Source organism: Pseudarthrobacter sp. MDT1-56, assembly GCF_059383555.1.
In genome coordinates this window covers 138,683-162,303 of sequence record NZ_JBWZCK010000004.1, presented here as the reverse complement: position 1 = coordinate 162,303, position 23,621 = coordinate 138,683, and the positions used below count along the sequence as shown (strand labels likewise).

19 protein-coding genes are annotated in these 23,621 nt (G+C 68.2%); 5 read left to right on the top strand and 14 right to left on the bottom strand.

Going from position 1 to position 23,621, the window contains the following annotated elements; translation table 11 throughout:
- Positions 1-91 precede the first annotated feature (91 nt).
- Positions 92-1,306: a hypothetical protein gene (locus AC50YC_RS07415; protein ID WP_494952912.1), complete on the top strand. Its 1,215-nt coding sequence runs from the start codon at positions 92-94 to the stop codon at positions 1,304-1,306.
- 26 nt (positions 1,307-1,332) lie between these two features.
- On the opposite strand, the gene AC50YC_RS07410 is transcribed toward AC50YC_RS07415, so the two are convergent.
- The 8 genes from AC50YC_RS07410 to AC50YC_RS07375 all read right to left on the bottom strand — a co-directional run bounded on the left by AC50YC_RS07410 (position 1,333) and on the right by AC50YC_RS07375 (position 11,173).
- The gene (locus AC50YC_RS07410) at positions 1,333-2,643 is read right to left on the bottom strand and encodes a M18 family aminopeptidase (RefSeq protein ID WP_494952911.1); all 1,311 of its coding nucleotides are present in this window, start codon (positions 2,641-2,643) and stop codon (positions 1,333-1,335) included.
- A 38-nt stretch (positions 2,644-2,681) separates the two neighbouring features.
- Positions 2,682-3,584, bottom strand: a complete 903-nt coding sequence (locus AC50YC_RS07405; protein ID WP_494952910.1) for an intradiol ring-cleavage dioxygenase — start codon at positions 3,582-3,584, stop codon at positions 2,682-2,684.
- A gap of 330 nt (positions 3,585-3,914) precedes the next feature.
- Positions 3,915-5,363 (bottom strand): amino acid permease, encoded by a 1,449-nt coding sequence (locus AC50YC_RS07400; RefSeq protein ID WP_494952909.1) that lies wholly within the window; start codon positions 5,361-5,363, stop codon positions 3,915-3,917.
- A gap of 258 nt (positions 5,364-5,621) precedes the next feature.
- Positions 5,622-6,335, bottom strand: coding sequence for a response regulator (locus AC50YC_RS07395; protein ID WP_494952908.1), 714 nt, complete (start codon positions 6,333-6,335; stop codon positions 5,622-5,624).
- Between the two features lie 14 nt (positions 6,336-6,349).
- Positions 6,350-7,678: a sensor histidine kinase gene (locus tag AC50YC_RS07390; protein ID WP_494952907.1), complete on the bottom strand. Its 1,329-nt coding sequence runs from the start codon at positions 7,676-7,678 to the stop codon at positions 6,350-6,352.
- Between the two features lie 29 nt (positions 7,679-7,707).
- A complete protein-coding gene (locus AC50YC_RS07385; protein ID WP_494952906.1) occupies positions 7,708-8,598 on the bottom strand; it encodes an ABC transporter permease in 891 nt (296 codons plus the stop codon).
- Between the two features lie 3 nt (positions 8,599-8,601).
- A complete protein-coding gene (locus tag AC50YC_RS07380) occupies positions 8,602-9,546 on the bottom strand; it encodes an ABC transporter ATP-binding protein (protein ID WP_494952905.1) in 945 nt (314 codons plus the stop codon).
- A 130-nt stretch (positions 9,547-9,676) separates the two neighbouring features.
- A complete protein-coding gene (locus tag AC50YC_RS07375; protein ID WP_494952904.1) occupies positions 9,677-11,173 on the bottom strand; it encodes a bifunctional phosphatase PAP2/diacylglycerol kinase family protein in 1,497 nt (498 codons plus the stop codon).
- Between the two features lie 115 nt (positions 11,174-11,288).
- Between AC50YC_RS07375 and AC50YC_RS07370 the strand changes: the two genes are divergently transcribed.
- The gene (locus tag AC50YC_RS07370; protein WP_494952903.1) at positions 11,289-11,444 is read left to right on the top strand and encodes a hypothetical protein; all 156 of its coding nucleotides are present in this window, start codon (positions 11,289-11,291) and stop codon (positions 11,442-11,444) included.
- Positions 11,445-11,519: 75 nt separating this feature from the next.
- Positions 11,520-12,002, top strand: a complete 483-nt coding sequence (locus tag AC50YC_RS07365; RefSeq protein WP_494952902.1) for a phosphatase PAP2 family protein — start codon at positions 11,520-11,522, stop codon at positions 12,000-12,002.
- Here AC50YC_RS07365 and AC50YC_RS07360 read toward each other — a convergent pair.
- A complete protein-coding gene (locus AC50YC_RS07360; protein ID WP_494952901.1) occupies positions 11,938-13,125 on the bottom strand; it encodes an MFS transporter in 1,188 nt (395 codons plus the stop codon). The genes AC50YC_RS07365 and AC50YC_RS07360 overlap by 65 nt on opposite strands.
- Positions 13,122-13,895 carry a DeoR/GlpR family DNA-binding transcription regulator gene (locus tag AC50YC_RS07355; protein ID WP_494952900.1) on the bottom strand — a complete coding sequence of 258 codons (774 nt, stop codon included), beginning with the start codon at positions 13,893-13,895 and terminating at the stop codon, positions 13,122-13,124. Before AC50YC_RS07355 ends, AC50YC_RS07360 begins: the two co-directional genes overlap by 4 nt.
- 61 nt (positions 13,896-13,956) lie before the next feature.
- Between AC50YC_RS07355 and AC50YC_RS07350 the strand changes: the two genes are divergently transcribed.
- Positions 13,957-14,301 carry a toxin-antitoxin system YwqK family antitoxin gene (locus AC50YC_RS07350; RefSeq protein ID WP_494952899.1) on the top strand — a complete coding sequence of 115 codons (345 nt, stop codon included), beginning with the start codon at positions 13,957-13,959 and terminating at the stop codon, positions 14,299-14,301.
- Here the strand turns inward: AC50YC_RS07350 and AC50YC_RS07345 are convergent, their stop codons facing one another.
- Both AC50YC_RS07345 and AC50YC_RS07340 read right to left on the bottom strand, forming a co-directional pair.
- A complete protein-coding gene (locus AC50YC_RS07345; RefSeq protein ID WP_494952898.1) occupies positions 14,302-17,127 on the bottom strand; it encodes an FAD-binding and (Fe-S)-binding domain-containing protein in 2,826 nt (941 codons plus the stop codon).
- Entirely contained in the window at positions 17,127-18,869 is a 1,743-nt protein-coding gene (locus tag AC50YC_RS07340; RefSeq protein WP_494952897.1) for an L-lactate permease, read from the bottom strand. The genes AC50YC_RS07345 and AC50YC_RS07340 overlap by 1 nt, the downstream gene beginning before the upstream one ends.
- Positions 18,870-19,002: 133 nt before the next feature.
- Here AC50YC_RS07340 and AC50YC_RS07335 point away from each other — a divergent pair, with 133 nt between their 5' ends.
- The gene (locus tag AC50YC_RS07335; protein WP_494952896.1) at positions 19,003-19,707 is read left to right on the top strand and encodes a GntR family transcriptional regulator; all 705 of its coding nucleotides are present in this window, start codon (positions 19,003-19,005) and stop codon (positions 19,705-19,707) included.
- 100 nt (positions 19,708-19,807) lie between these two features.
- Here the strand turns inward: AC50YC_RS07335 and AC50YC_RS07330 are convergent, their stop codons facing one another.
- A complete protein-coding gene (locus tag AC50YC_RS07330; protein WP_494952895.1) occupies positions 19,808-21,490 on the bottom strand; it encodes an ABC-F family ATP-binding cassette domain-containing protein in 1,683 nt (560 codons plus the stop codon).
- 47 nt (positions 21,491-21,537) lie between these two features.
- Positions 21,538-23,535, bottom strand: coding sequence for a penicillin-binding transpeptidase domain-containing protein (locus AC50YC_RS07325; protein ID WP_494952894.1), 1,998 nt, complete (start codon positions 23,533-23,535; stop codon positions 21,538-21,540).
- Positions 23,536-23,621: the final 86 nt, after the last annotated feature.

The following is a 23,621-nucleotide window of genomic DNA, read 5'->3' as shown; positions in this document are numbered from 1 at the left end:
GGGCATTGGCGTTCTCGGTGCGTCAGTCCTTCTTGCGCTCGGAACCGCGATCACCTGGGTGCAATTTGGCTCCAGTGATCCTCAGACTTCAGTGGAAGTCACTGAGTCACCAACCATCCGGAATGTTGATGGCGGTTCCGATTACTTCAACAAGTTTCCCAACACATTGCCAATTGATCCCACTTATTTTCCGATCGGCGTCTGGAAAGAAAGCCTGACTGACCCCGCCGATGCTCCAAAAGACAGGGCAGTCCTCATAAACACTTATGTCGAGTTGACCGGCAACTCAGACATAGGGTTTGCGACCAATGTGGGGTCGTTTGCCTTGACCGAGGAACCCCTCCAAGGAGCAATGGGCAGGGTGCTTTCCGACGAGGTCGACATGTGGGCCCGCGGAGGCAGTGGGGAGTGGACAGGATTGTGGCCCGGCCAAGGCGAAATCTGCAGGCCGGCGAACCTAGGCTGCGGCTTCACCGTCCAGCGCGAATTGCTCAAGGCGCTTCCCCAACAGACCCTGCTTTACAGCAACTACGGAAAGGGCGTTACTTTCTGGGAAGGGGCCGCAAACGCCGCGACATTCCTGAACGACTTTCAGGATGTCGTCTCTGCCGACAATTACTGGTTTACGGACCCCTACATCTGCGGACCGAGCGAGGGCGGCGCTGTTTTCGCAGACGGACAGGAGTTGGAACCCGGAAAGTGCAGACTCGCAGCCAACTATGGCTGGACGGTCAGCAAGCTGCGTTCCCTAATTACGCCGGCGTTGAGTAAACCCGTGTGGGCGTTTGTGGAAGTCGGACACCCGTTCACCCAGGACCAAGCTCCCACGATTACCGGTCCGGAGATCCGCGCTGCTGTGTGGAGCAGTTTGATCCACGGGGCACGCGGGATTATCTACTTCAATCACAGCTTCGGGGGCGACTGCCAGACGCAGCACATCCTGCGGGACGCCTGCGGTGAGGAGATCAGGCCCTGGGTGACCGCCGTCAACAGGCAAATTACCGATCTCGCCCCGGTCCTCAACGCGCCGTTCCTCGACGGAGCGCTGGCCCACGGCGCGGGCGTTGACGCGGCGGTGAAAATACACGGGGGCGATCTCTACGTTTTCGCCGGCTCGGCGCAGGCGGACCCGCAGACAGCCGAATTCACTCTGGGGTGCCTTCGGGGCGCGGCCGCGACCGCAACGGTCCTGGATGAGGACCGTACGGTGGCGATCAGCAACGGCAACTTCAGGGACACGTTCGAGGACGGCAATGCGGTCCATCTCTACAGGATCAACGGGGCCGCCGCGGCCTGCACGCCCTAGCCCGCGCGGCGCCGACCTTTGAGCGCCTAAGCCGCCGTGCGGAAGAACAGCTCCGTCACCTTCGCAAGCCGGTAGGGGTCCTCGACGCCGCAGAGTTCACGGGCCGAGTGCATCGAAAGCAGGGGCACGCCGACGTCGACCGTCCGGATGCCAAGGCGGGTGGCGGTCAGGGGACCGATGGTGGAGCCGCAGGGCATAACGTTGTTCGAGACGAACTCCTGGTACGGGATGCGGGCGTCCGAGCACAGCCGCGCCCAGAGGGCGGCGCCGGCGGCGTCTGTGGCGTAGCGCTGGTTGGCGTTGATCTTCAGCAGCGGCCCGCCGTTCAGGGCCGGCCGGTTGGCCGGATCGTGGCGTTCGGCGTAGTTGGGGTGGACAGCATGACCGGCGTCGGCGGACACACAGAAGGACGCCGCGAGGGCCTGCCGCCGCTGGCTCGCCGAGGCCCCCAGGCCGTCGGAAATGCGCACCAGCACGTCCTCGAGGATGGGCCCGCTCGCGCCGGAACGGGAGGCCGAGCCGATCTCCTCATGGTCGAACGCGGCCAGCACCGCAATCGGCGCCCCGGCCGGCAGCGGCGAGGCGGCGTGCCCGATCAGCGCCGTGAGTCCGGCATGGGTTGCCGACAGGTTATCCAGCCGGCCGGACGCGAAGAACTCACCCTTTGCGCCGAACACGGCCGGGGCCTGGGTGTCGGCGATGACCACGTCGTAGCCGCCGATCAGGGCAGCGTCCACGTCCGCGCCGGCAACCCGGCCCGCCAGCAGGCCCAGCAGGTCCTCGCCCGCCGGGTCGCCAAGCCCGTAGACCGGGTTCATGTGCTGCTGCTTGTCCAGGGCCAGCCCCTCGTTCACGGCGCGGTCCAGGTGGATGGCCAGCTGCGGGAACCGCAGCAGCGGGCCGGTGGCGGTGAGGTGCTGGGTCCCGTCCCGCATCACCAGGCGCCCAGCAAGCTGCAGTTCCCGATCCAGCCAGGAGTTGAGCAGCGGGCCGCCATAAACCTCGACGCCGGCCTGCAACCAGCCGAACTTGCCCGTGGTGGGCCTGGGCTTGAGCTTGAACGACGGCGAATCGGTGTGTGCGCCCAGGATGTTGAAGCCCGTGGTGGGACCGGCCGTCTCCGGCGTCACCCAGGCGATGATCGCACCGTCGCGGAGCACGTAGAACTTTCCGGTCGCGGCGGCTCCGTCCCAAGGCTTCAGCTCGTCGAGGGCGGTGAATCCCGCCCCGTTCAACCGGCGGGCGGCTTCGTGGACGGCATGGAAGCTCGACGGCGACGCGGTGACGTACGCGCCGAGGTCCTGGATGTGGGCTGCGGCGTTGGACTCTGAAGGCATGGCTCCGAGTCTAGCGCCGTGCCGTTGGCCCAACGGCCCTACACGGTGACGTTGAGTCCGGCCGTGTACCCACCCGACACCGACCCGGACATGGTGGCCAGCTGGTAGATGCCGCCGTCGTCGCCGAAGACATTGTCCGATGTCAGCGTGGTCCGGGGGAAATTGCGGGCACTGGATTCGTAGCCGGCGGAGGCGAAGACCTCCTTGCAGGCGGCGTCCGTCAGTGCGATCTGGGACACCGCGAGAACCTGCCCGGCCGCCGTCGCATTGTCCATGGACTCGAAGACTTCGAAGTGAATGTGCGGCCAGCGGCCGCTGTAGGCGCCGGGGAAGATGGTCTGGAAGGTGACCTGACCGTTGGCGTCGGCCTGCTGGACGCCGCGGAGATAGTTCTCGTTCTTGAGCCCGGCGTCGTACATGGAGTACTTGCCGTCCTGGTCACAGTGCCAGGCGTAGACGGCGGCCCCGGCCAGGGGCGTGCAGCCGTTGGCGTTGTCCAGCAGGGTGAGCGTGACGGCGAGCGGCACCCCGTCGGCCCTGGTGGAGGAGGTGCCGAAGCTGGAGGTGATGTCCTGCCGGACCACGCCCGAGGAGGCCAGGACGTTGGGGCCGTTGGAGCCGTCGCCGGGATAGGGGCCCGCGGTTTCCGCCGGGATTTCGACGCCGCATTCAGCGATCGCCCGGGTCAGCGTGGGCGAGGCGGAGGCCGACGGCGTGCCGGTGGCCGCGGCGGTTCCGGAGGATGCCGGCGTCGACCCGGCCGAGGCGGACGCGGCCCCCGGGGCGGAGCCGCCCGGCGTGCAGGCTGCCAGGGCGGCAGCCGTGCCGGCACCGAGGAACATGCCCAGTGACCGGCGGCTCAAGAGGGTGGAGAGGTCGAATTCCAGGCCGCGGTCGTGGTTGGGGTGCGGTTCGTGCGGTGGCTGCGGAGACGTGGTCATGCGTCCATGGAACCCCGGGGCACTATGCCCTGGCTAGGACCCTTCTGTGAACCCGCTGTGGCCTGCGCAGGCTCATCGGGCGGGCTGGGCCGCGGGACATGCCCTCCCCTGGCACCCACGACTGGGCATGTCCCGAACCTGACCCGCGGGACATGCCCTCCCCGTCGGCGCAGGACTGGGCATGCCCCACCCGGGCCGCGGGACATGCCCTTCCCTGGCCGCGCCGGGTGGACATAATGCCACTATGTCCACTGCAGCGCGGCAAGGCTGGGCATGTCCCGTGGTGCTGGGGGCCCCGAGGGCGGAGCTGGTGCGGGGGCGGGGCGGGAGCTAGGACGCCTGGCCGGCTCCCACGATGGCGTCTTCGGCAGGTGCCCCGGTCTCGGCCTTGCCGGCGCCGGTCTCGCCGTTGCCCGGCTCCGGGGTCTTCCCGCCGTTCTTGCGGTAGCGCCAGAGGCCGATACCGACCACGACGGCGGCGAGGGCCAGGGAGAGCAGCAGCGATTCGCGGGTGGTGTCCAGGACCACCATGCCGATGAGCAGTGCAACGATGCTGATGATGGCGACCCAGGTCAGGTAGGGGAACAGCCACATCTTCAACTGGAGGTCCTTGGCCGCGGCGCCCATCCGGCGGCGCAGAATCAGCTGCGAGCCGGCGATCACGAGCCAGACGAACAGGGCGATGGCTCCCGAGGTGTTGACCAGGAACAGGAACACGGTGTCGGGAGCGATGTAGTTCAGGCCGACGGTGATGAACCCGACCACGGTGGAAGCCAGGACGGCGGCGGCAGGGACGCCGCGCTTGGAGATCCGCATCCAGGACCGCGGCGCATCGCCGCGGCGGGAGAGTGAGAACAGCATCCGGCTGGCCGTGTACAGGCCGGAGTTAAGGCAGGAGAGCACGGAGGTGAGTACCACGATGTCCATGATGGTGCCGGCGCCGGGGATGCCGTAGAGCTCGATCACGGCTACGTACGGGCTCTTGGCCACAGAGGCGGAGTTCCAGGGCAGGAGGGTGACGACGATCGCAATGGAGCCGATGTAGAAGACGAGGATGCGCCAGACGGTGGACTTCACGGCCTTCTTGACCGCATCGACGGGGTTTTCGGATTCACCGGCGGCGATGGTGGCGATTTCAGCGCCGAAGAAGGAGAAGACGACCACGAGGATACCGGCCAGCACGGCGCCTGGTCCGTTGGGCATAAAGCCGCCGTTTTCCAGCAGGTTGCTCACTCCGGGGGCCGGGACGCCCGGGATGAGGCCCAGAATCGCCACGACGCCGAAGAGCAGGAACAGCACGATCGCCGCGACCTTGATGGAGGCGAACCAGAACTCGAACTCGCCGAAGGACTTCACCGACCCCAGGTTGGTCAGGGTCAGGACCACCATCAGCAGCAGCGCCCAGATCCACTGGTCGATCCCGGGCACCCAACGGTGCATGATCGCCGCACCCGCCGTGGCCTCGATACCCAGCACAATGATCCAGAACCAGGCGTACAGCCAGCCGATGCTGAATCCTGCCCACCGGCCAAGGGCCTTGTCCGCATAGGTCGAGAACGAACCGGTTTCCGGATTGGCCGCCGCCATTTCACCGAGCATCCGCATGACCAGGATGACAACGAGGCCTGCCGCCGTGTAGGCGACCAGGATGCCGGGACCCGCCTGCTGAATCGCGGCGCCGGAGCCGACAAAGAGCCCGGCACCGATCACCCCAGCGATCGCGATCATGGACAGATGCCTGGGTTTCAGGGATTTGGAGAGTTGCTGGTCAGCCTGCATGAAGCGCCGTCCTTCGTGGATTATTCGGTCCGCGGGTGGATCGTGAAAACTTGTGTGGCGGACCACATTGACGTTTCACCCTAGACCGGGCACGGAAGCGTCTGGTCTGTGCAATCCCACAAATGACGGAGGGCTGAGCCGGGCACAACTCCAGCAATAAGGCCCATGAAGCAAGGGAAGTTGCCTCCCGGGCAATTTTGAAATGTGCCTGAAACCACTGCTTCGGACTCCCTGGGCCGTGCAGCCCGTCTCCGGTGCTCAGTAGTCCGGGTTGCTGGGCACCACCAGACCGGTCTCGTAGGCGTACACCACGGCCTGCACGCGGTCGCGCAGATGAAGCTTGTTGAGGATCCGGCGCACGTGTGTCTTGACCGTGGCTTCGGAGAGGAAGTACCGGTGCGCAATCTCGGCATTGGAGAGCCCCTCGGCCATGGCCCCGAGCATCTCGGTTTCGCGCGGGGTGAGGTCCTCCAGCAGCGGATCCCTGGCCGGCCTGACCCCGGCGGGGACTCCGCCGGTGGCCGGATCGGCCCCGTTGCCCCGGACGTACGTTTCCAGCAGCCGCCGGGTAATGCGCGGGGCCACGACCGCGTCACCGCTCGCCACCACCCGGACGGCAATGACCAGTTCGGCGGGCGCCACGTCCTTGAGCAGGAAGGCCGAGGCCCCGGCCTGGAGCCCGGCGAACGCGTATTCGTCGAGGTCGAAGGTGGTGAGGATGATGATCCTCGCGTGGGCCCCGGAAGCGGTGATGGCCCGCGTGGCCCCGATCCCGTCCAGCACCGGCATCCGCACGTCCATCAGCACAACGTCGGGCGCGAGCTCGCGGACCTGGCGGATCGCGTCGGCGCCGTCGGAGGCTTCGCCCACAATCGCCAGATCATCCTCGCCCTCCAAAATCAGGCGGAATCCCATCCTCAGGAGCGGCTGGTCATCCACCAGCAGGATGCGGATCGGTCCGGTTTCGCTCATCGGTTCCCCTTGACTCATGTGTTCTTGCTTCCGTTGTCGCCGTTCCGGTGCAGGACGGCGTGCACTCGCCAGCCGTGATCAGGGCTCGGGCCTGCCTCCACGGTCCCCGCATAGATTCGTGCCCGTTCCCCCATTCCGGCCAGACCCTGCCCGGTCCCCACGGATCCGGGGGATTTCCGCGCCGCCGCCGCAACCAGGCCACCGGCTTCGATGGTGCCCTTGCCGTCGTCGACGACGTCGATGGTGACCGTGGGGCCGTTCCGGGCAATGGCCACGTCCACCCGGCCCAGCGAGCGGCCGTAGCGCAGCACGTTCGTGAGCGACTCCTGCACGATCCGGTAGACCGTCAGCTGGAACGCGGCGTCGTCAGGCAGCGAGGGGCCGGTGTGAGTGTAGTGGAGCGGGAGCCCCGCGGTGCGGAAGCCCTCGAGGAGCTTGCGCAGATTGTCCCCGGCCACGAGCGGTTCGCGGGGAGCCTCCCCGGGGGCCGAATCGTCGCGCAGCACACCGAGGACGCGCCGCATGTCCGCCAGTGCGGTCCGGCCGGTGCGGGAGAGTTCCCCGAGGACCTCCGCTGCCCTGGCCGGGTCCTTTTTGACGACGACGGCGGCCCCGTCCGCCAGGCTGACCATCACCGTGAGCGAGTGTGCCACGACGTCGTGCATTTCGCGGGCAATGCGGTTGCGTTCGGTGACCGACCCGAGTTGTGCGGCCCTCGCGGCCCAGGCCGCAATCTCGTGCTCGTGCTCGCGCCGCTGCCGGACCGAGACCCCGAGCCCGGTGGCAATGACGTTGGAGAGGGTGATGCTGATGGCGGAGGCGATGCTGGTGATGAGCTGGAAGTTTTCCGGTGTGTTCACTCCCATGTCCGGCAGCCGGCCATCCAGCGGACCAACTGCCAGCAGGAAGTACACAATCACCAGCGGCACAGTGGCCGACGCCAGGCACACCAGCGCGAACCGGCGGCTGCGCGTCGCCGCGACGGAGTAGAGCGCAAACCACAGGCCGGCGGAGACGTTGGAACCCCACGGGTGGAGCAGGGTCACGCCCAATTCCAGCAGCGCCACGACGGCCACCACTCGCACCGGATGGCTCCGCCGGAACCACAGCGCCGCCGCGGTCGCTGCGAGCAGCGCGGCGACCGGCCAAACGCCGTCGCGCACCGCTTCCGCCGCGGCGGGGGTCACCAGCAGCAGGTAGCAGGCCACGACCACGGCGTCCATCGCCCGCGGATGCTGGAACAGGTAGCGCCGGATCCGCCCCCGGCGCCGGGCGGTGATTTCAGCGAAGGACGCGTCAGCCTGGCCGGCTGGCGCGTCCTTTACGGGAACTGCATCGATCATGCTCTGAGCCTAGACGGTGAGTCCGGGGCCTAGACGTCCCGCTTTTTCAGCAACACCGCGGCCAGGACCACCGGCACGACGACCCAGGCGCCCAGCACCATCGCGGCCTGCCAGGCCTCCAGAGTGTCCGGGACATGCTGCACGGCTGTCATGGTTTCGACCGTGTTGCCGGGCAGGTACTTGCGGGCCTCGACGAAGAAGTCGCCCGGGATCAGCTGGAAGGCGATCGGTGCCACGAAGAACAATCCGACCAGGCTCATGATGCCGCCGGCGGAATTACGGATCAGCGAGCCCAGGGCCATGCCGATGGCGGCGACGGCGGCGACGTAGAGGCTATTGACGAGCAGCAGCTTCATCGACTGCGAGCTGGCGAGGTCCAGTTTGAGGTTGTAGTTGTCCAGAATCGGCAGCGACACCAGGCTGGCCAGGAACACGGAGGCCGCGGTGAGGACGAACGCCGTCACCATGACCACGAGGAGCTTGGCGGCGTACGCCGGGATTCGTTTCGGGACGGCCGCAAAGGTGGAGCGGGCCATGCCCGTGGTGAACTCGGAACTCATCAGCAGCACCCCGAGTGAGCCCAGGATCAACTGGGCGAACGCGATGCCGGACGTGGGGACGCCGACGGCGAGGTCCCCGCCCTGGGAGGCGAAGGCGGCGGCGGCATCCGGGTCCGTGGCTGCGGCCTCGGCGAACTGCCCCGTGCCCCAGGCGGAGAGGGCACCGAAGCCCACCATGACCAGAACGGTGCAGCCCAGCAGGATCAGCGTGGACAGGAGCGTACGGAACTTGATGAATTCGGAGTTCAGCACCCGGAAGAAGCTGGGGCCCGGGCCGGTGCTGGTGCCGAAGATCCCGCCGGCCGGGGCGTCGCCGGCGGGCGCGCCGCGGCGGGAGGGGTCGAGGGTGGTTGAGCTCATGGCTTAGTTGCCTCCGGTCGGGACGGGGGCGGCAGCGCCCGTGGTGATCAGTGAGTGGTATTCGACCTCATCCTTGGTCAGTTCCATGTAGGCCTCCTCGAGGCTGGCCTGAAGCGGGGTGAGTTCGTAGATCATGACGCGGCTGTCGAGGGCCGCGCGGGCGATCTGGCGCGGATCCAGGCCCGTGACTTCAAGCAGTTCGTTCTCCTGCAGTTCCACGGAAATTCCGTCGCCGGCGAGCAGGTGCATCAGCAGGTCCGGCTGGTCGGTGCGGACGCGTGTGCGGATCTGCCCCTTTCCGGTGATGATGTCCTGAATCGGCGCATCGGCGATGATCCGGCCGCGGCCGATCACGATCAGATGGTCGGCGGTGACGGCCATCTCGCTCATCAGGTGGCTGGAGAGGAAGACTGTGCGTCCCTCGGAGGCGAGGTACTTGACCAGATTGCGGACCCAGATGACGCCCTCCGGGTCCAGTCCGTTGACCGGCTCATCCAGGATGACGGTCTGCGGGTCGCCGAGCAGTGCCGCGGCGATCCCGAGCCGCTGCCCCATGCCGAGCGAGAATCCGCCGACCTTTTTCTTGGCCACATCGGCCAGCCCCGTCATCTCGATGACGTCGTGCACGCGTTTTTTGGGGATGCTGTGCGTGGCGGCCATCGCGAGCAGGTGGTTGTAGGCGGAGCGGCTGGTGTGGACGGCCTTGGCGTCGAGCAGCGCTCCGACGTCGCGCAGCGGCGCGGCGTGCCGGGCGAACGGCGTGCCGTTGACGGTGACGGTGCCCGACGTCGGCCGGTCCAGGCCCATGATCATGCGCATGGTCGTGGATTTGCCGGCTCCGTTCGGGCCCAGGAAGCCGGTGACCCGGCCAGCTTCGACGGTGAAGTTGACTCCGGCGACGGCGGTTTTTTCGCCGTAAACCTTGGTCAGGCCTCGTGCTTCGATCATGGAAGCGTTCCTTTGGCTAGCAGTGGGGTGGTGTACACACCACGCTACCGAGACGGAGGGCCGGATTCGCCGGTCTCAGGGATGATTCAGGGTCGAATCAGGGTAGTCCGGGAGGATGACAGTGCGGCCGTCAGGATGCCGGCGAGTAGTACGTCAGGGCGCCGGGCGTCACCGAGAATTCGACCCCGCGCACCCCGGGCATTACTTCCCCGTCTACCGCCAGGACCATGGTGGTGTCCCCGGGTTCCACCCGGATCCTGCTGGATTCGCTGAGGTGGGTGATCCGGGAGGTGGCGACGGTTCCGGTCAGCACTGACCACAGCAGCCGGAGCCGGGCAAAGGATTCGTCTGCGGTGATCATTCGGAGGTCGAAGACGCCGTCGTCGAGGACCGGGCGAATCAGCGGGGCGTGGTCGCGGGGGTAATACCGTCCGCGGCCGATGTAAAGGATCCACAGTTTGTGCCGCACCCCGTCGACGATCAGCGTGGTGGGCGACCCGGCGGCAAACGTCCGCAGCATCGCGACGACGCCGGCCAGGGGTTTCCCAAGGGCTGGCTGGAGCAGTTCGCGCCGGCGGACGAGGTTCGGGTAGAGGCCGATGCTCGCGGTGTTGAGCATCGTCAGGTGCAGCCGTTCGGGGCTGGCGGGTAGTCCGCGCTCCACGGACACCAGGCCGACGTCCGCCCGGGCCGCTTCACCGCGGGACGCGGCCTCGACTGCGGCCGTGAGGTTGGGGGTGCCGGCGTCCCGGGCGAAGTGGTTGAGGGTTCCGCCCGGCAGGACCAGGAGCGGGAGGGAATGCTCGACGGCGGTCGCGGCCGCAGTGCCGACCGTGCCGTCACCGCCCCAGACGCCCAGGGCCACCACCCCGGGCTGGCTGGCTACCCGGGCGATCTCCGCCGTGAGGTCCTCGTCCTGGGCAACCTCCTTTATATACGCTTTGGGGAATACCTTTTTCAGCGCCGCAACTGTCTCCTCCGCGTACGAGCCGCCCAGCGTATTCACCGCGATGCCCAGACCCTCACCGTCCGGAAGCCCCGCGGCTTTCACGGCAGTCCGCCGGAGCTCGGGGATGGGCGGCCGAACCGGCCACCATTTCCGCGTGACGAGGGCAGCCCCCGCACCGATCGCCGATCCGAAAAACACATCCGAGGGCCAGTGGGCCCCGGTGTGCACCCGGGAGTAAGCGACGCCCGCCGCGAGGGGGGCCAGCGCGGTGCCGAGAGCCGGCCGCACAAGACCGGCGCCAAGGGCAAACGCCACGGCCGAGGCGGAGTGGCCCGAGGGCATGGAGGAACTTGTGGGTTGGGGATGGACAAACCTGAAGGCCGGAAGGTGCTCCGGCAGCGGGCGGGCCCGCGGCAGCAGGGTCTTGAACCCGAGATTTGTGACCGCGGAAGCGACGGCCTGCGCCAGCACGCCGTGGAGCGCGGCCCGTCGCGTCCTGCCGGGGAAGAATGCCATCACGGCGGCGATGCCGAACCAGAGCTTGCCCTTGTTCGCCGCGGCGGACAGCCGCCGGAAGAAGTCGTCATGATTGCCCCCGGGGAGGCCGGACACAGCGCGTACGAGCTTCCGGTCGAGTTTCCCCAGCCGGCTCGGCGCTCTCCTCAGCATGCTGCGCATTCGACCACCATACTGCCGGTTACGGGCCGCACGCCGTCAGAAGGGAAGGGACGGCCGAATGTCCTGCGGCAGCAGCGCCAGCCCGCCCGGGCGGTCGGTTGGCTAGGATGAGGCGATGATCCGAGTGCTGGACCCTCAGCGGCTGCCCCCCGGCCGCGTGCTGGCCGCGAGTACCGCCCTGCTGACGCTGGGCGGAGTCCTCGCTGGTCCCCTGATGGCGGACGTGAGGCTGCCCCCGTTCCAGGGTCTGGACGAAAGCTGGGCCGGCTGAATCACGTCGCTGCACAGTCCGTTCTGGGACGGCCTTAATGTTTTCCTGAATCTGGCCGGCTACCGGGGCGTGCTGGTGCTCCACGGGTTGCTCGTCGCGGCCCTGCTGCTGAAGAGACGCCCGCAGGCGGCCCTCTTCGCCGCTGCGGCCGGCATCGCCGTCCTGATCTTCACGCAGATCCTCAAGGCGGGCATTTTCCGTGACCGGCCGGAGAACACCGTTGTCCTGACCGACACGGGCTCCTTCCCGTCTGGTCACGTGGCGAGCACTGCGGCGTTCCTGATGGTGCTGGCCCTGCTGGTGGGCCGCGCCTGGGCGGGGGTGCTCGCGGGGTTCGGGGTGCTGGCAATGATGGTCAGCCGCACGTATCTGTCCGCCCACTGGCTCGTGGACACCGTAGGCAGCGTGTGTTTGACCGTACCGGTGGTGCTCCTGCTTTGGTTGTTCTTCCAGGACATATGCATTCAGGAGAATGGAGACGCCCGCCGCCTTCTTAGCTGGCGCGCAAGGGCTTCGCGGCGCCGGCGAGCAGAAGCGCACCCAGGATCGGGATCATGATGGCCAGCAGGGCCAGCCGGATTCCGATCAGGTCACCGAGGTAGCCCAGCAGCGGCGGGCCGGCCAGGAACGCGACGTACCCGATCGTGGAGACCACTGACACGCGGGCGGCCGCGTGTTTCGGATCGTCGGCCGCGGCCGACATCCCCATCGGGAACGCGAGGGCAGCCCCCGCCCCCCAGAGCACCGCGCCGGCCGTAGCCATCCAGATGTCACCGGCCAGGACGAAGAGCCCGAGCCCTGCGGCGGCGGCAGCCATGCTGGCACGGAGCACCGGCACCCGGCCGTAGGCGTCGATCGCCCGGCCGCCGAAGAAGCGCACCGCGGTCATGGCAAGGACAAACGCCGCGAACAGCAGTGCCCCGGTCGATTCCGTGGCGTCCAGGCCGTCCACGGCGGCTTTTGCGATCCAGTCGTTGCCGGCGCCTTCGGTGAGCGTCGCGCCCAGCACCACGACGCCGATCAGCAGCGTCCGTCCGTCCCGCCAGGCCGAGCTGCCCTTGGGTTCCCCGGTTTCCCCGGCCACCGGCACGGGGGCCGGGATGTGCGGCAGGAAGTAGCGCGGCGCGGCCAGGGTCACGACGGCCACGATGGCGGCGATCACCAGCAGGTGCGCCGGGAGCCCGATGCCGAGGCCCGCCAGGCCGGCGCCGATCAGGGCGCCCAGGAACGCACCCCCGCTGAAGGCGGCGTGGAACTGCGGCATGATGGTGCGCCCGAGCTGGTGTTCGACGTCGGCGCCCTCGATGTTCTGGGACACGTCCCAGAGTCCGATGCCCATGCCGAAGAAGAACAGCGCGACGGCGGTCCCGGGGATGGACTCGGCCAGCAATGCCAGGGCCACACCGACGCCGGCCCCGGCAGCGACAAGCCCGGCGGCCCGCACCGCATTGGCCGTCCCGATCCGGCCCACGACGTGGCCGGCCGTGGGCAGCGCGATCATGGAGCCCGCCGCCACGCACAGCAGCAGGGTTCCCATCTGCCCCGAGGAGATGTCCAGGATGTCCGTCACCGCGGGGATGCGGGCGGCCCAGCTGGCGAACACGAGTCCGTTGATGCCGAAAATCAGGAAGGTCGCCGCGGCTGCGGCGTTGAGCTGCGGGCGGGTTGCCGTCTTGGTCATACGATCACTACTTCCACCGAGTGTTGGGTGAGCTGGGCAAGTTCTTCGGTACTGAGCTGTTTGTCCGTGACCAGGACATCCACGGCATCCAGGGGCGCGACGAGAGCGACTGCGCTGGCGTTCCATTTGCTGCCGGAGCAGGCGACGATCACCCTGCCCGCGGATTCCAGCCCGGCGCGTTTCACCGCCGCATCCTCCAGGTCATGGGCCAGGAGCCCGTCCCCGAGGTTCAGCGCGCAGGGCGTGAGTACGGCCGTGTCAAAGCGCAGCGAACGGATGTTGGATTCCGTCATGGGTCCGCGGAAGGACAGTTCACCGGCGATCAGGCTGCCGCCGGGCAGCAGCAGTTCGGGATGACGGCCCGCAGCCGGGCCGCCGTCGGTCAGCGCGTTGACGGCCCGCAACGACATCGGCATCAGGGTCATGTCCCGGTGCCGCAACTGCCGGGCCACCTCTGTGGCCGTGGTGCCGCTGTCCAGCCAGACGTGCCGGCGGTCCTGAAGCAGGGCGGCGACGCCGGCCGCGATCCGGATCTTGGCGGCGTGGTCCTCGATTTCGCGTTGCCCGTATTCGGGGTTCTCGCCGCCGAGGACCAGGCTCCGGGCCCCGCCGTGGACCCGGCGGAGAACCCCGTGGAGGGCCAGGACGTCCAGGTCACGCCGGATCGTCGCGCCCGAGGCGCCACATTCGGCCATGAGCTCGTCCACCGACACATGCTCCCGGTGGCGCAGGAGTTCGCCGATGCGGCGGTGGCGCTCCTCAGTGGTCATGAACAAATGCTAACGGAGGGTGATCATTTAATCATTTCTTGCGCGAATGTAGTCTGACGTCATGGCTGAAGAACTTTTCCAGGACGGCAAGGTCTCGGGCGCCGGGGAGTACCTCGACGGTGAACGCCACGGACGCTGGGTCTTCTACTTCCGGAACGGCCAGCTCAAGGCCGAGGCGGGGTACCGGAACGGACAGCTCGACGGCGACTGTGCCTGGTACCGGGAAGGCGGCGGGCTGCTGCAGAAGGGCGCGTTCCGGGACGGGCAGCAGGACGGTTTCTGGCAGCGGTGGCACAGCACCGGCGAGCTGATGGACGAGGGGGTGTTCGACGTCGGGCGGAAGACCGGCGAATGGATCACGTACGCCCCGGACGGCACCGAAACGAAGCGCAAGACCTTCAAATAGCTAGCGGGTGACTTCCTCCAGCAGCTCCAGCACATGGCGGTACTGGGCGCCCGTGGCCCGGGTCATTCCCAGTTCGCACGTCCGGTTGCACGAGGCGTGCGCGGCAGCGCCCATGTCGGCCACCTCGGCGGCCTGTTTCGCGGTTGCCGACGCCGTCAGTTCGGGGTGCAGCATGCCCCGGTCGCCGGCGAACGCGCAGCAGCCCCAGTTTTCCGGAACCTCGACCCGCTCGGCCACGGCCCCGGCGACCGCACCGAGGGCGTCGTTGAGGCCCATCCGGGTGGAGGAGCAGGTGGGGTGGAGGGCCAGTGACTCCAGCTTCCCGTGGTCTGGAAGCCGGGGCAGGATCCGCTCCGCGGCGAAGTCCACGGCGTCCACCATGCGCAGAGCACGCTGCCCGGCCGCGGGTACCTCCGACTCCACGGCCTGGCGCAGGCCCTCGGTGCAGGAGGAGGCGTCGCAGATGATGGGAAGCTCGCCGTCCCGGGTGGCCACCCGGAGAGCGGCCAGGGTCTTCGTCCGCATCGTTTCCTGGCCGGCGGCCATGCCCTTGGAGGACCAGGGGGTGCCGCAGCACAGGCCGTCGATGCCGTCCGGAACGAGAAGGGTGAGCCCGGCCCTGGCACAGAGCTGTTCGAAGCTGAACTGGACCCCGTGTCCCTCGTTGCCCTCGCCGGCCCCGGCGGGTCCGAACATGGTTCCGACGCAGGCCGGGAAGTAGACAGCGTCGACCTCGCCCGCCGGCGTCGGACGCTTCCGCACGGAACCGCCGCCCGGCAGCTCGGCGGAATACAGCGGCACGGTGTCTGTACCGAGCACCGCCCGCGCGGCCTTGTTGGGCGGGGCGATGGCGGCGGCCGGGAGCTTGTCGACGACCGTCAGCGCCAGCGAAGCCCCCCGGGTGACGCCTTCCCAGTGCTTGGCGGCGGCGTTCCATGCACCGTTGGCGAGCGGACCGGCGTCGGCCTTCCGCAGGCGTTTCACGAGCGATCCGGTGTTGATGTCCACCGGGCAGGCGGTCTGGCACATCCCGTCCACGGCGCAGGTGTCCACGGACTCGTATTCGTAGTCCTTTTCCAGTTCCTTGACCAGCGCCGCGTCCCCGGCCAGCCGGGCCGATTCGATGGCGCGCAGCGTGACGATCCGCTGCCGCGGAGTGAGCGTGATGTCCTTGCTGGGGCACACCGGCTCGCAGTAGCCACAGGAGACGCAGCGGTCCACTTCCTCGGCGACAGGCGGCGCCGTCTTGATGTGCCGCAGATGCGCCAGCGGATCCTCGTCCATCAGGACGCCCGGGTTGAGCATCGCCGCAGGGTCGAAGAGCCGTTTGATGCTGCGCATAACGTCGTAGAGCTCATCGCCGTATTGCCGGCGGACGTACGGGGCCATAACGCGCCCGGTCCCGTGCTCGGCCTTCAGGGATCCGCCCTCGGCCAGGACCAGGTCCACCATGTCTTCGGTGAAGGCGCCGTAGCGGTCCAGTTCGGCCGCGGTGGCGAAGCCGTCGGTGAGCATGAAGTGGACGTTGCCATCCTTCGCATGGCCGAAGATCACGCTGTTGCTGTAGCTGTATTTGTCGAAGAGCCGGATCAGTTCCCGGCAGGTGCGGCCCAGCACCGGGACCGGAACCACAATGTCTTCCAGCAGCGCGGTGGTGCCCTGGGGACGCGCCCCAGCCACTGAGGCGTAGAGGCCCTTGCGCAACTGCCAGAGCTGCCCGCGCTCCCGGGCGTCGCCGGTGAACCGGGCGGGGGCGGCCAGCCCGAGGCCCGGGAGGATGCCCTCCCCGTGGGCCTGGAGTTCCGCCAGCTGCCCGGAACTGCCGGCGGAATACTCCACGAGCAGGGCCGCATGGTCCCGGACCATCAGGTCCTGTACGACGGCGGGTGTTCCCTTGAGTGCCTGGCCCACCTTGAGCGACAAGGCATCCATCAGCTCAACAGTGGCGGCTCCTGTTTCCACGAGGGCGGGCAGGGCCGCGTTGGCGGCCTCAAGGTCCGGGAACACCAGCAGGCCCGCGGCCGCGTGCTGAAGCCGCGGGATGGTGCGGAAAACCGCCTCGGCCACGAAACCCAGGGTGCCCTCGCTGCCGACGATCAGGTGGGCCATGATGTCCACCGGGCTCTGGAAATCCAACAGGGAGTTCAGCCCGTAGCCCATGGTGTTTTTCATCGCGAACTGCTGCCGGATCCTGTGCACGGAGTCCGCGTTGTTCCGTACCCGATCGGCCAGCCGGGCCAGTCCTTCGTAGAGTTCCGGCTCGAGGGCACGGAGTTTCTGGTCGGCATCCGGCGCCCCGGTGTCGATGACCGTGCCGGAGGGCAGCACCACGGTCAGCGACTCCAGGGTGCGGTAAGTGTTGTCCACGGTGCCGCAGTTCATGCCGGAGGAGTTGTTGGCAACGACGCCGCCGACCGTGCACGCCGCCTCACTCGCCGGATCGGGGCCGAATTTCCGGCCGTAGCGGGCTAGTCTCGCATTGAGTGCCCGCACGGTGACGCCGGGCTGGACACGGACCCGCGCGCCGTCGTCGAGCACCTCGATGTCCCTGAAGTTGCGGCGGACATCCACCAGCACACCGTCGGTGACCGCCTGGCCGCTCAGACTGGTCCCGCCGGATCGGAAGGTCAGCGGGACGCCCTGGGCGGCGCTGGCGCGCAGCAGCCCGCCGACCTCGGCAGCGCTCCCGGCCGTGACGACAGCCTGCGGGATCAGCAGGAAATGCGAGGCATCATGGGCGTTTGCGTGCAGGTCGATGGCTCGGGTCTTCACCTGGGCGGGGTCGTGCACCGCCGAGCGGAGGGCTGCCAGGTCCAGGGGAGCCATCAGGGGACCATCCAGCCCAGTACCGGGGTGGACTGCAGGAAGATCAGCACGGTGATGAGCGCCAGCAGGCCCAGGCTCCAGCCGATCAGCTTGCGGAACAGGGTCCCCTCCGCGCCGTCAAGGCCCACGGCAGCGGCGGCAACGGCCAGGTTCTGCAGGGACAGCATCTTGCCCATCACACCGGCGGAGGAGTTGGAGGCGGCCATCAGCACCGGAGACAGGCCCGTCTGCTCCGCCGCGGTGGCCTGCATCTGGCCGAACAGGGAGTTGGAGGACGTGTCGGAGCCGGTAAGGGCGACGCCGATCCATCCGATCAGTGGCGAGAGGATCGCGAAGAAGCCGCCCGCGGAGGCCAGCGCGAATCCCAGGGTGGTGGTCTGGCCGGAGAGGTTCATCACGAACGACAGGCCCAGGACGGCGGTGACGGTGACGATCGTCCAGCGCAGCTGGACCAGGGTGTCCCGGTAGACGCGCAGGCCCTGCGAGGCGGTGACCTTGTAGAGCACCATGGTGAGCAGCCCGGAGAACAGCAGCAGGGTGCCGGTCGCCTTGAGGTGGTCGAGCTTGAACTTGGTGGCCGCGACCGGCTTGCCGGCCGAATCGGTGATGTCCAGGCCGGGCCAGGCGAACGTCACGCTGCCGACCTGGCTCAGCCAGGTCTTGACGAACGGGAGCTGTGCCACCGAGAACACCGCGATGATGATCAGGTAGGGAGCGATCGCCATCCAGATCTGCCGGGGTTCGGGCCGGGAGTTGTCGGTCGGCACCGTGGTTCCCGCGCCGGGCACGGCTGCGGCGGATCCGGCGCCGGTCGTAGCGGATCCGGCGCCGGCGCCGGATCCGCCATCACGGGAGCCGGTCGCCACGGCGACAGTGGCGTGGGCAGCTTCCGGGGCGCCCTCGACAGCACCTTCGACCCCCACGATTTCCTTCGGCTGCCAGACCTTCAGCATCAGCAGCACGGCGGCCACTGTCACAACGGCGGCGACAACATCGGTGAGTTCGACGGCGAAGTAGTTGGAGGTGACAAACTGGGCCACGCCGAAGGCGACGCCGGCCACCAGGGCCACGGGCCAGGTCTGCTTCACGCCGCGCCGGCCGTCGACGATGAACACCAGCAGCAGCGGAACGATCAGGGCGATGAACGGCGTCTGGCGTCCGGCCATGGAGGACAGATCCTGCAGCGGCAGGCCCGTGACACCGTTCAGGGCGATGATGGGTGCGGCCATCGCGCCGAATGCCACGGGAGCGGTATTGGCCAGCAGCGAGACCACCGCGGATTTGAGCGGTTTCATGCCGGCAGCCATCAGCATGGCGGCGGAAATCGCCACCGGGGCGCCGAAGCCGGCCAGCGACTCCAGCAGGGCACCGAAACAGAAGGCGATCAGGATGGACAGGATTCTCAGGTCGTTCGAGATGGACCGGATGGTGCGTCCCAGCACTTCGAACCACGCGGTGGCCACGGTGAGCCGGTAGATCCACAGCGCGTTGACCAGAATCCACAGAATCGGGAACAGGCCGTAGAACATACCGGCCGCGGTGGCGCTCAACGCCTGGTTCACCGGCATCTGCCAGCCCACGATGGCCAGCACGAGCGACAGGGCCAGGCCGGCCAGGGCAGCCACGGGGGCCTTGACCTTGAAGACGCCCAGCAGCACGAAGAGCAGGACTAGGGGCAACGCCGCGCAAAGGGCGGAAATGACTAGGGACCCGGCTATGGGGTCGAGGATCTGCTGAAACATGTGTCTCCAGATTGTGTTAGGCGTCACAACACCGTGGCGCCCTTCGATTGTCTTACAAGTACACATGATCGTCAAGAGATACTTGTTGTCTTGTCTGGCAAGATTGGGTGTGGATCAAGAAATTCTTGGCAGGATGGGAGCTCCGGTGGCCGGGCGCATAGCAGCAGTCTCGATCGTGGACGCGGTCGCCTCGGACCTGCGGAGCCGGATCTTCGCCGGTGAGCTTGGCTCCGGGGATGCCCTGACGGAGTCAGAGGTGGCGTCCTCCTACGACGTGGCGCGGCCCACGGCGAAGGCCGCGATCGAGAAACTCGTGGCGGAGGGGCTTCTGGACCGGGGGACCCACAAAACCGCCCGGGTGGTCGAACTCGGGCCTGACTCGGTGCGGGACATTTACCTGGCCCGCGCGTACCTGGAAAGCGAAGTGCTCCGCCGGCTCGCCCGCACCAGGGACGTGCCGGCAGCGGCGGTGCAGGCCAACCGCGACATCGCGGCGGTGCAGAGCGGCGCTCCGCTCGACGTCGTCGAACCGGACATGCGGTTCCACACCAGCCTGATCGATGCCGTGGGCAATGAACGTATCTCCAGGATGTACCGCTCGCTGGTGGGCGAGGTGCGGCTCTGCATGGTCCGGATCCAGTCCCTGCATCTGCTGGACACCGCGCTGATCCAGGCCGAACACCAGAAAATCCTCGAACTGATCGAGGCCGGCCAGGGCGAGGCCGCGGCCGAAGTGCTCGACGAACACCTGGGACGTGCCCGGGAACGGCTGGTCGCCGCCATGGGAGGAACCCCCGGCCCGGAGGCCAAGCAGCCTTCCGGGCTGCTGCCGGAGTAACGGGCGAACGCGCACAGCAGCGCGGGGTCACTTGGCGGCCATAAATCCCTCGGGAATGGGCGCCAGGTGACCCAGCGTTGTTGTTGGCCGGCGGTGCGGGTCAGCGGGCGCGCTCGACGCGCTTTTCGTCCCAGACGGGCTCGGCCGATTCGTAGACCCTGCCGTCGGAGCCGAAAATCAGGAACCGGTCGAAGGTCCGGGCGAACCAGCGGTCGTGGGTGACGGCCAGGACCGTTCCCTCGAAGTGGTCAATGGCCCGTTCCAGCGCCTCGGCCGAGTGCAGGTCCAGGTTGTCCGTGGGCTCGTCGAGCAGCAGCAGGGTGGCGCCGGAGAGCTGCAGCAGCAGGATCTGGAACCGGGCCTGCTGCCCGCCGGAGAGCGATTCGTACTTCTGCTCCGACTGCGACGCCAGGCCGTACCCGTCGAGCGCGCCGGCGGCGGCCTCGCGGCCCAGCCCCGAGCGGTGTTCGTCGCCGCGGTGCAGGATTTCCAGCAGCGTTTTGCCCAGCAGATCGGGCCGGACATGGGTCTGGGCAAAGAAACCGGGCCGGATGCGGGCCCCGAGTTTCACGGTGCCCTCGTGCGGGACTTCGGCGATGTCGACGTCGGACACCGGAAGGTGCTCCCGTTCCGGGTCGGTGCCCCCCGTGGCGAGCAGGCGCAGGAAGTGGCTTTTGCCGGAGCCGTTGGAGCCGAGCACGCCGACGCGGTCGCCGAACCAGACCTCGGTGGAGAAGGGCTTCATCAGTCCGGTGAGTTCCAGCTTTTCGGCCACGATGGCGCGCTTGGCGGTGCGGCCGCCCTTGAGCCGCATCTGCACGTTCTGCTCGATCGGCAGCGCCTCGGGCGGGCCGGCTTCGAGGAACTTCGCGAGGCGGGTCTGCGCGGCGTGGTACCGGTTGGCCATGTCGGAGCGGAACGCGGCTTTGTTCTTGTACATGTTGACGAGTTCCTTGAGCTTCACGTGCTCCTCGTCCCAGCGCTTCCGGAGCTCCTCGAAGCGGGCGTTCCGGTCCGCGCGGGCCTCCACGTAGGAGCCGAAGCCGCCGCCGTGGATCCAGGCCCCGGCGCCGTTGATGCCCGGTTCGAGGGTAACGATGCGGCCCGCGGCATTGTTCAGCAGTTCGCGGTCGTGGCTGATGAAGAACACGGTCTTTTTCGACTCGTTGAGTTTGGCCTCAAGCCAGCGCTTGCCCGGGACGTCGAGGTAGTTGTCCGGCTCGTCCAGAAGCAGCAGCTCATCGGGGCCGGCGAAGAGCGCCTCGAGCACCAGCCGCTTCTGTTCCCCTCCGGAGAGGCTCGACGCCGGACGGTGCTGCGCGCGGTCAAACGGCAGGCCGAGCGCGGCCATGCAGACTTCGTCCCAGACGGTCTCGACGTCGTACCCGCCGGCGTCGCCCCAGTCCACGATGGCCTGGGCGTAGGCCATCTGGGTGGGCTCGTCGTCGTGCTCCACCATGGCCAGTTCCGCTTCGTCCACGGCGCGGGCGGCGGCGGCGAGGGCCGGCGGTGCCGCGGAGACGAGGAGGTCACGGACGGTGGATTCGTCCCGGACCTGGCCGACAAACTGGCGCATGATGCCCATGTTGCCGGACCGCCCGATCACGCCTTCGTCGGCGACGAGGTCGCCGGAGATGATCCGGAACAGCGTCGTCTTGCCGGCTCCGTTGGGTCCGATCAGCGCCGTTTTGGTCCCGTCCGGGACCTTAAAGGTCACGCCGTTGAGCAGCTGGGTGCCGTCGGAGAGGAAGTAATCGATGTTGGAAACGTCAATATGAGCCACACTTCCATCCTCCCACGGCCGCAGTTGCCGCCCGCCGGCGGCAGCTATCAGCCCGCGGCGGTGAGGAACTCCTTCAGCAGCGGGCCGGAGACGGTGGCGCCGAGGCCGCCCTCCTCAACGAACACGGCCACCGCCAGGTCCCCGTGCACGGCCACGATCCACGCGTGGGTCTTGGGCGGGTCGTCGCTGCCGAACTCGGCAGTTCCGGTCTTCGCCGCCACCGGGGCACCCGGGACGGAGGCGAGGAAGCCGGTGTGCCCGGAGGTGACCACAGCGCGCATCATGTCCGCCAGGGCGGCGGCCTCTGCTGCGGTGACCGGGGTGCCCGAGGTCTTTGCCGGGGCCGGGGCGGACGACGCCGGACCGGAACCGGACGCCGTGGCACCGGCCGACGGGGACGCTGCTGCGCCGGGCGCTGCCGCCGCCTCGGCGCCGGGGTTCAGCACGAGCTGCGGCGACACGGGCTCACCCTTGGCGACCGAGCCCGCCATGATGGCCGCGGCCAGCGGGGATACGAGCACTTTGCCCTGGCCGATCATCGAGGCGGCATGTTCGGTGCCGGTGGCCTCGCCCGGAACCGAGCCCAGGAACGCGCCGGCCCCCAGGGTCGGCGCTTCCACGGCGACGCCGAGCGAGGTGGCCGCGGCTTCCAGCTGGGCCTGGCTGACGGTGTCGCGGGCGTTGATGAACGCGGTGTTGCACGAGTGCGCGAAGGCGTCGCGCAGGGTCACGGATCCCAGCGAGGAAGCCGGGTAGCCCTCGGCGTTCTTGAAGGTCCGGCCGTCGACGGTCAGGGTGGCGGGGCACTCCACAGTGGACTCCGGGGTCATGCCGTTGCGGATCATGGCCAGGGAGTCCACGATCTTGAAGATGGATCCGGGGGCGTACTGGCCCAGCAGCGCGGTGTCGTAGCCGTTGCTGCCCGGGCCGGAGGCGGCGGCCAGGACGGCACCGCTGGAGGGCCGGAGCGCCACGATGGCCGACGCCGGGCCCACCTTCCCCAGGATGTCCTCGGCCAGCTGCTGGAGGGCCGGGTCCAGGGTTGTTTTCAGCGGGGTCCCGGGCTCCATCGGCACGGTGAACAGGACGCGGCGGCCGCCGTTGGGCAGGCCTTGCCGTTGTTCCGCGGTGAGACCTGCCGTCTGGGCGAAGACCTGGGTGCCGCTGGTGCCGCGCAGTTGGGCGTCGTACTGCTGCTGCAGACCGCCGGTGCCCGTGGTGTCCCCGGCCCGGAGGGCTCCGTCCGACTTTTCGATCTGCTCGGCGCTGGCCTCGCCGACGGTGCCCAGCACGGCGCGGGCAAAACCGCGGGTGGGAGCGAGCGGAACAGAGTCCGCGATGGCCCGGGCCCCTGGAATCGCGGCGATTTGATCGTCGGTAATGGTCCGGCCGTCCTCGCGCAGCGTAATGGCGGTGACGAAGGCCTCGGGACCGGCCGCCTGGACCTGTTGGGTGTAGGCCGCGGGGTCCACGCCCACCAGCTGGGCGAGTTGGGTGGCTGACGCCGCCGGATCGGCGGAGGCCAGCAGGGGTTTGTCGATGCCGACGTTCACTACCGGCCGGTAGGTGACCAGCTGGGCGTCACCGGCGCCCAGGATGTCGGCCCGCTGCGGGGAATCGGAGGAGGTGCCGAGAATCTCACCCTCGGCCAGCCCGGGGACCAGGGTGGCCGGGTTCCAGACGGCCAGCCATTTATCGCCGGACTTCTTCAGCTCGGCGGAGGTGGTGTACTTCCACTCACCGGAGCCGATCTTCCAGCTGTAGCTCAGCGGGACCGCGGCGGTGTCCTTGTCGAGCGTCAGCTCGCCGCTTTCCACCGCGGGTTTGACCGGGTCCAGCGCCTTGAACACCTCGTTGAGCTGCTCATTGGCCTCGCCGGAATCCTTGCCCTCAAAGGCGACGGAGCCGACGTCGAGCGCAGCGACAGCGGACGCAAGCTGCTCCGCCGCGTCCTGTGCGCCGGCTCTGCCGTCGTCGCAGGACACCAGCGAGGCGCCGAGAATGAGACCAACAAGGACAGCTGAAAGTTTTGATATTTTCCCCACCGCGCCATTATGCCCCGGGCCGCAGACAAATTCCTTGTCACGGGAGGGACTCCAACCGGGAAGGGACCGCGACGGCGCCGTCCGGG

Bases quoted from the DNA above. Each gene is read 5' to 3' on its own strand.
- AC50YC_RS07410 (WP_494952911.1), bottom strand. From the start codon at position 2,643: ATGCCTTCAGAGTCCAACGCCGCAGCCCACATCCAGGACCTCGGCGCG.
- AC50YC_RS07405 (WP_494952910.1), bottom strand. From the start codon at position 3,584: ATGACCACGTCTCCGCAGCCACCGCACGAACCGCACCCCAACCACGAC.
- AC50YC_RS07400 (WP_494952909.1), bottom strand. From the start codon at position 5,363: ATGCAGGCTGACCAGCAACTCTCCAAATCCCTGAAACCCAGGCATCTG.
- AC50YC_RS07395 (WP_494952908.1), bottom strand. From the start codon at position 6,335: ATGAGCGAAACCGGACCGATCCGCATCCTGCTGGTGGATGACCAGCCG.
- AC50YC_RS07390 (WP_494952907.1), bottom strand. From the start codon at position 7,678: ATGATCGATGCAGTTCCCGTAAAGGACGCGCCAGCCGGCCAGGCTGAC.
- AC50YC_RS07385 (WP_494952906.1), bottom strand. From the start codon at position 8,598: ATGAGCTCAACCACCCTCGACCCCTCCCGCCGCGGCGCGCCCGCCGGC.
- AC50YC_RS07380 (WP_494952905.1), bottom strand. From the start codon at position 9,546: ATGATCGAAGCACGAGGCCTGACCAAGGTTTACGGCGAAAAAACCGCC.
- AC50YC_RS07375 (WP_494952904.1), bottom strand. From the start codon at position 11,173: ATGCGCAGCATGCTGAGGAGAGCGCCGAGCCGGCTGGGGAAACTCGAC.
- AC50YC_RS07370 (WP_494952903.1), top strand. From the start codon at position 11,289: ATGATCCGAGTGCTGGACCCTCAGCGGCTGCCCCCCGGCCGCGTGCTG.
- AC50YC_RS07360 (WP_494952901.1), bottom strand. From the start codon at position 13,125: ATGACCAAGACGGCAACCCGCCCGCAGCTCAACGCCGCAGCCGCGGCG.
- AC50YC_RS07355 (WP_494952900.1), bottom strand. From the start codon at position 13,895: ATGACCACTGAGGAGCGCCACCGCCGCATCGGCGAACTCCTGCGCCAC.
- AC50YC_RS07350 (WP_494952899.1), top strand. From the start codon at position 13,957: ATGGCTGAAGAACTTTTCCAGGACGGCAAGGTCTCGGGCGCCGGGGAG.
- AC50YC_RS07345 (WP_494952898.1), bottom strand. From the start codon at position 17,127: ATGGCTCCCCTGGACCTGGCAGCCCTCCGCTCGGCGGTGCACGACCCC.
- AC50YC_RS07340 (WP_494952897.1), bottom strand. From the start codon at position 18,869: ATGTTTCAGCAGATCCTCGACCCCATAGCCGGGTCCCTAGTCATTTCC.
- AC50YC_RS07335 (WP_494952896.1), top strand. From the start codon at position 19,003: ATGGGAGCTCCGGTGGCCGGGCGCATAGCAGCAGTCTCGATCGTGGAC.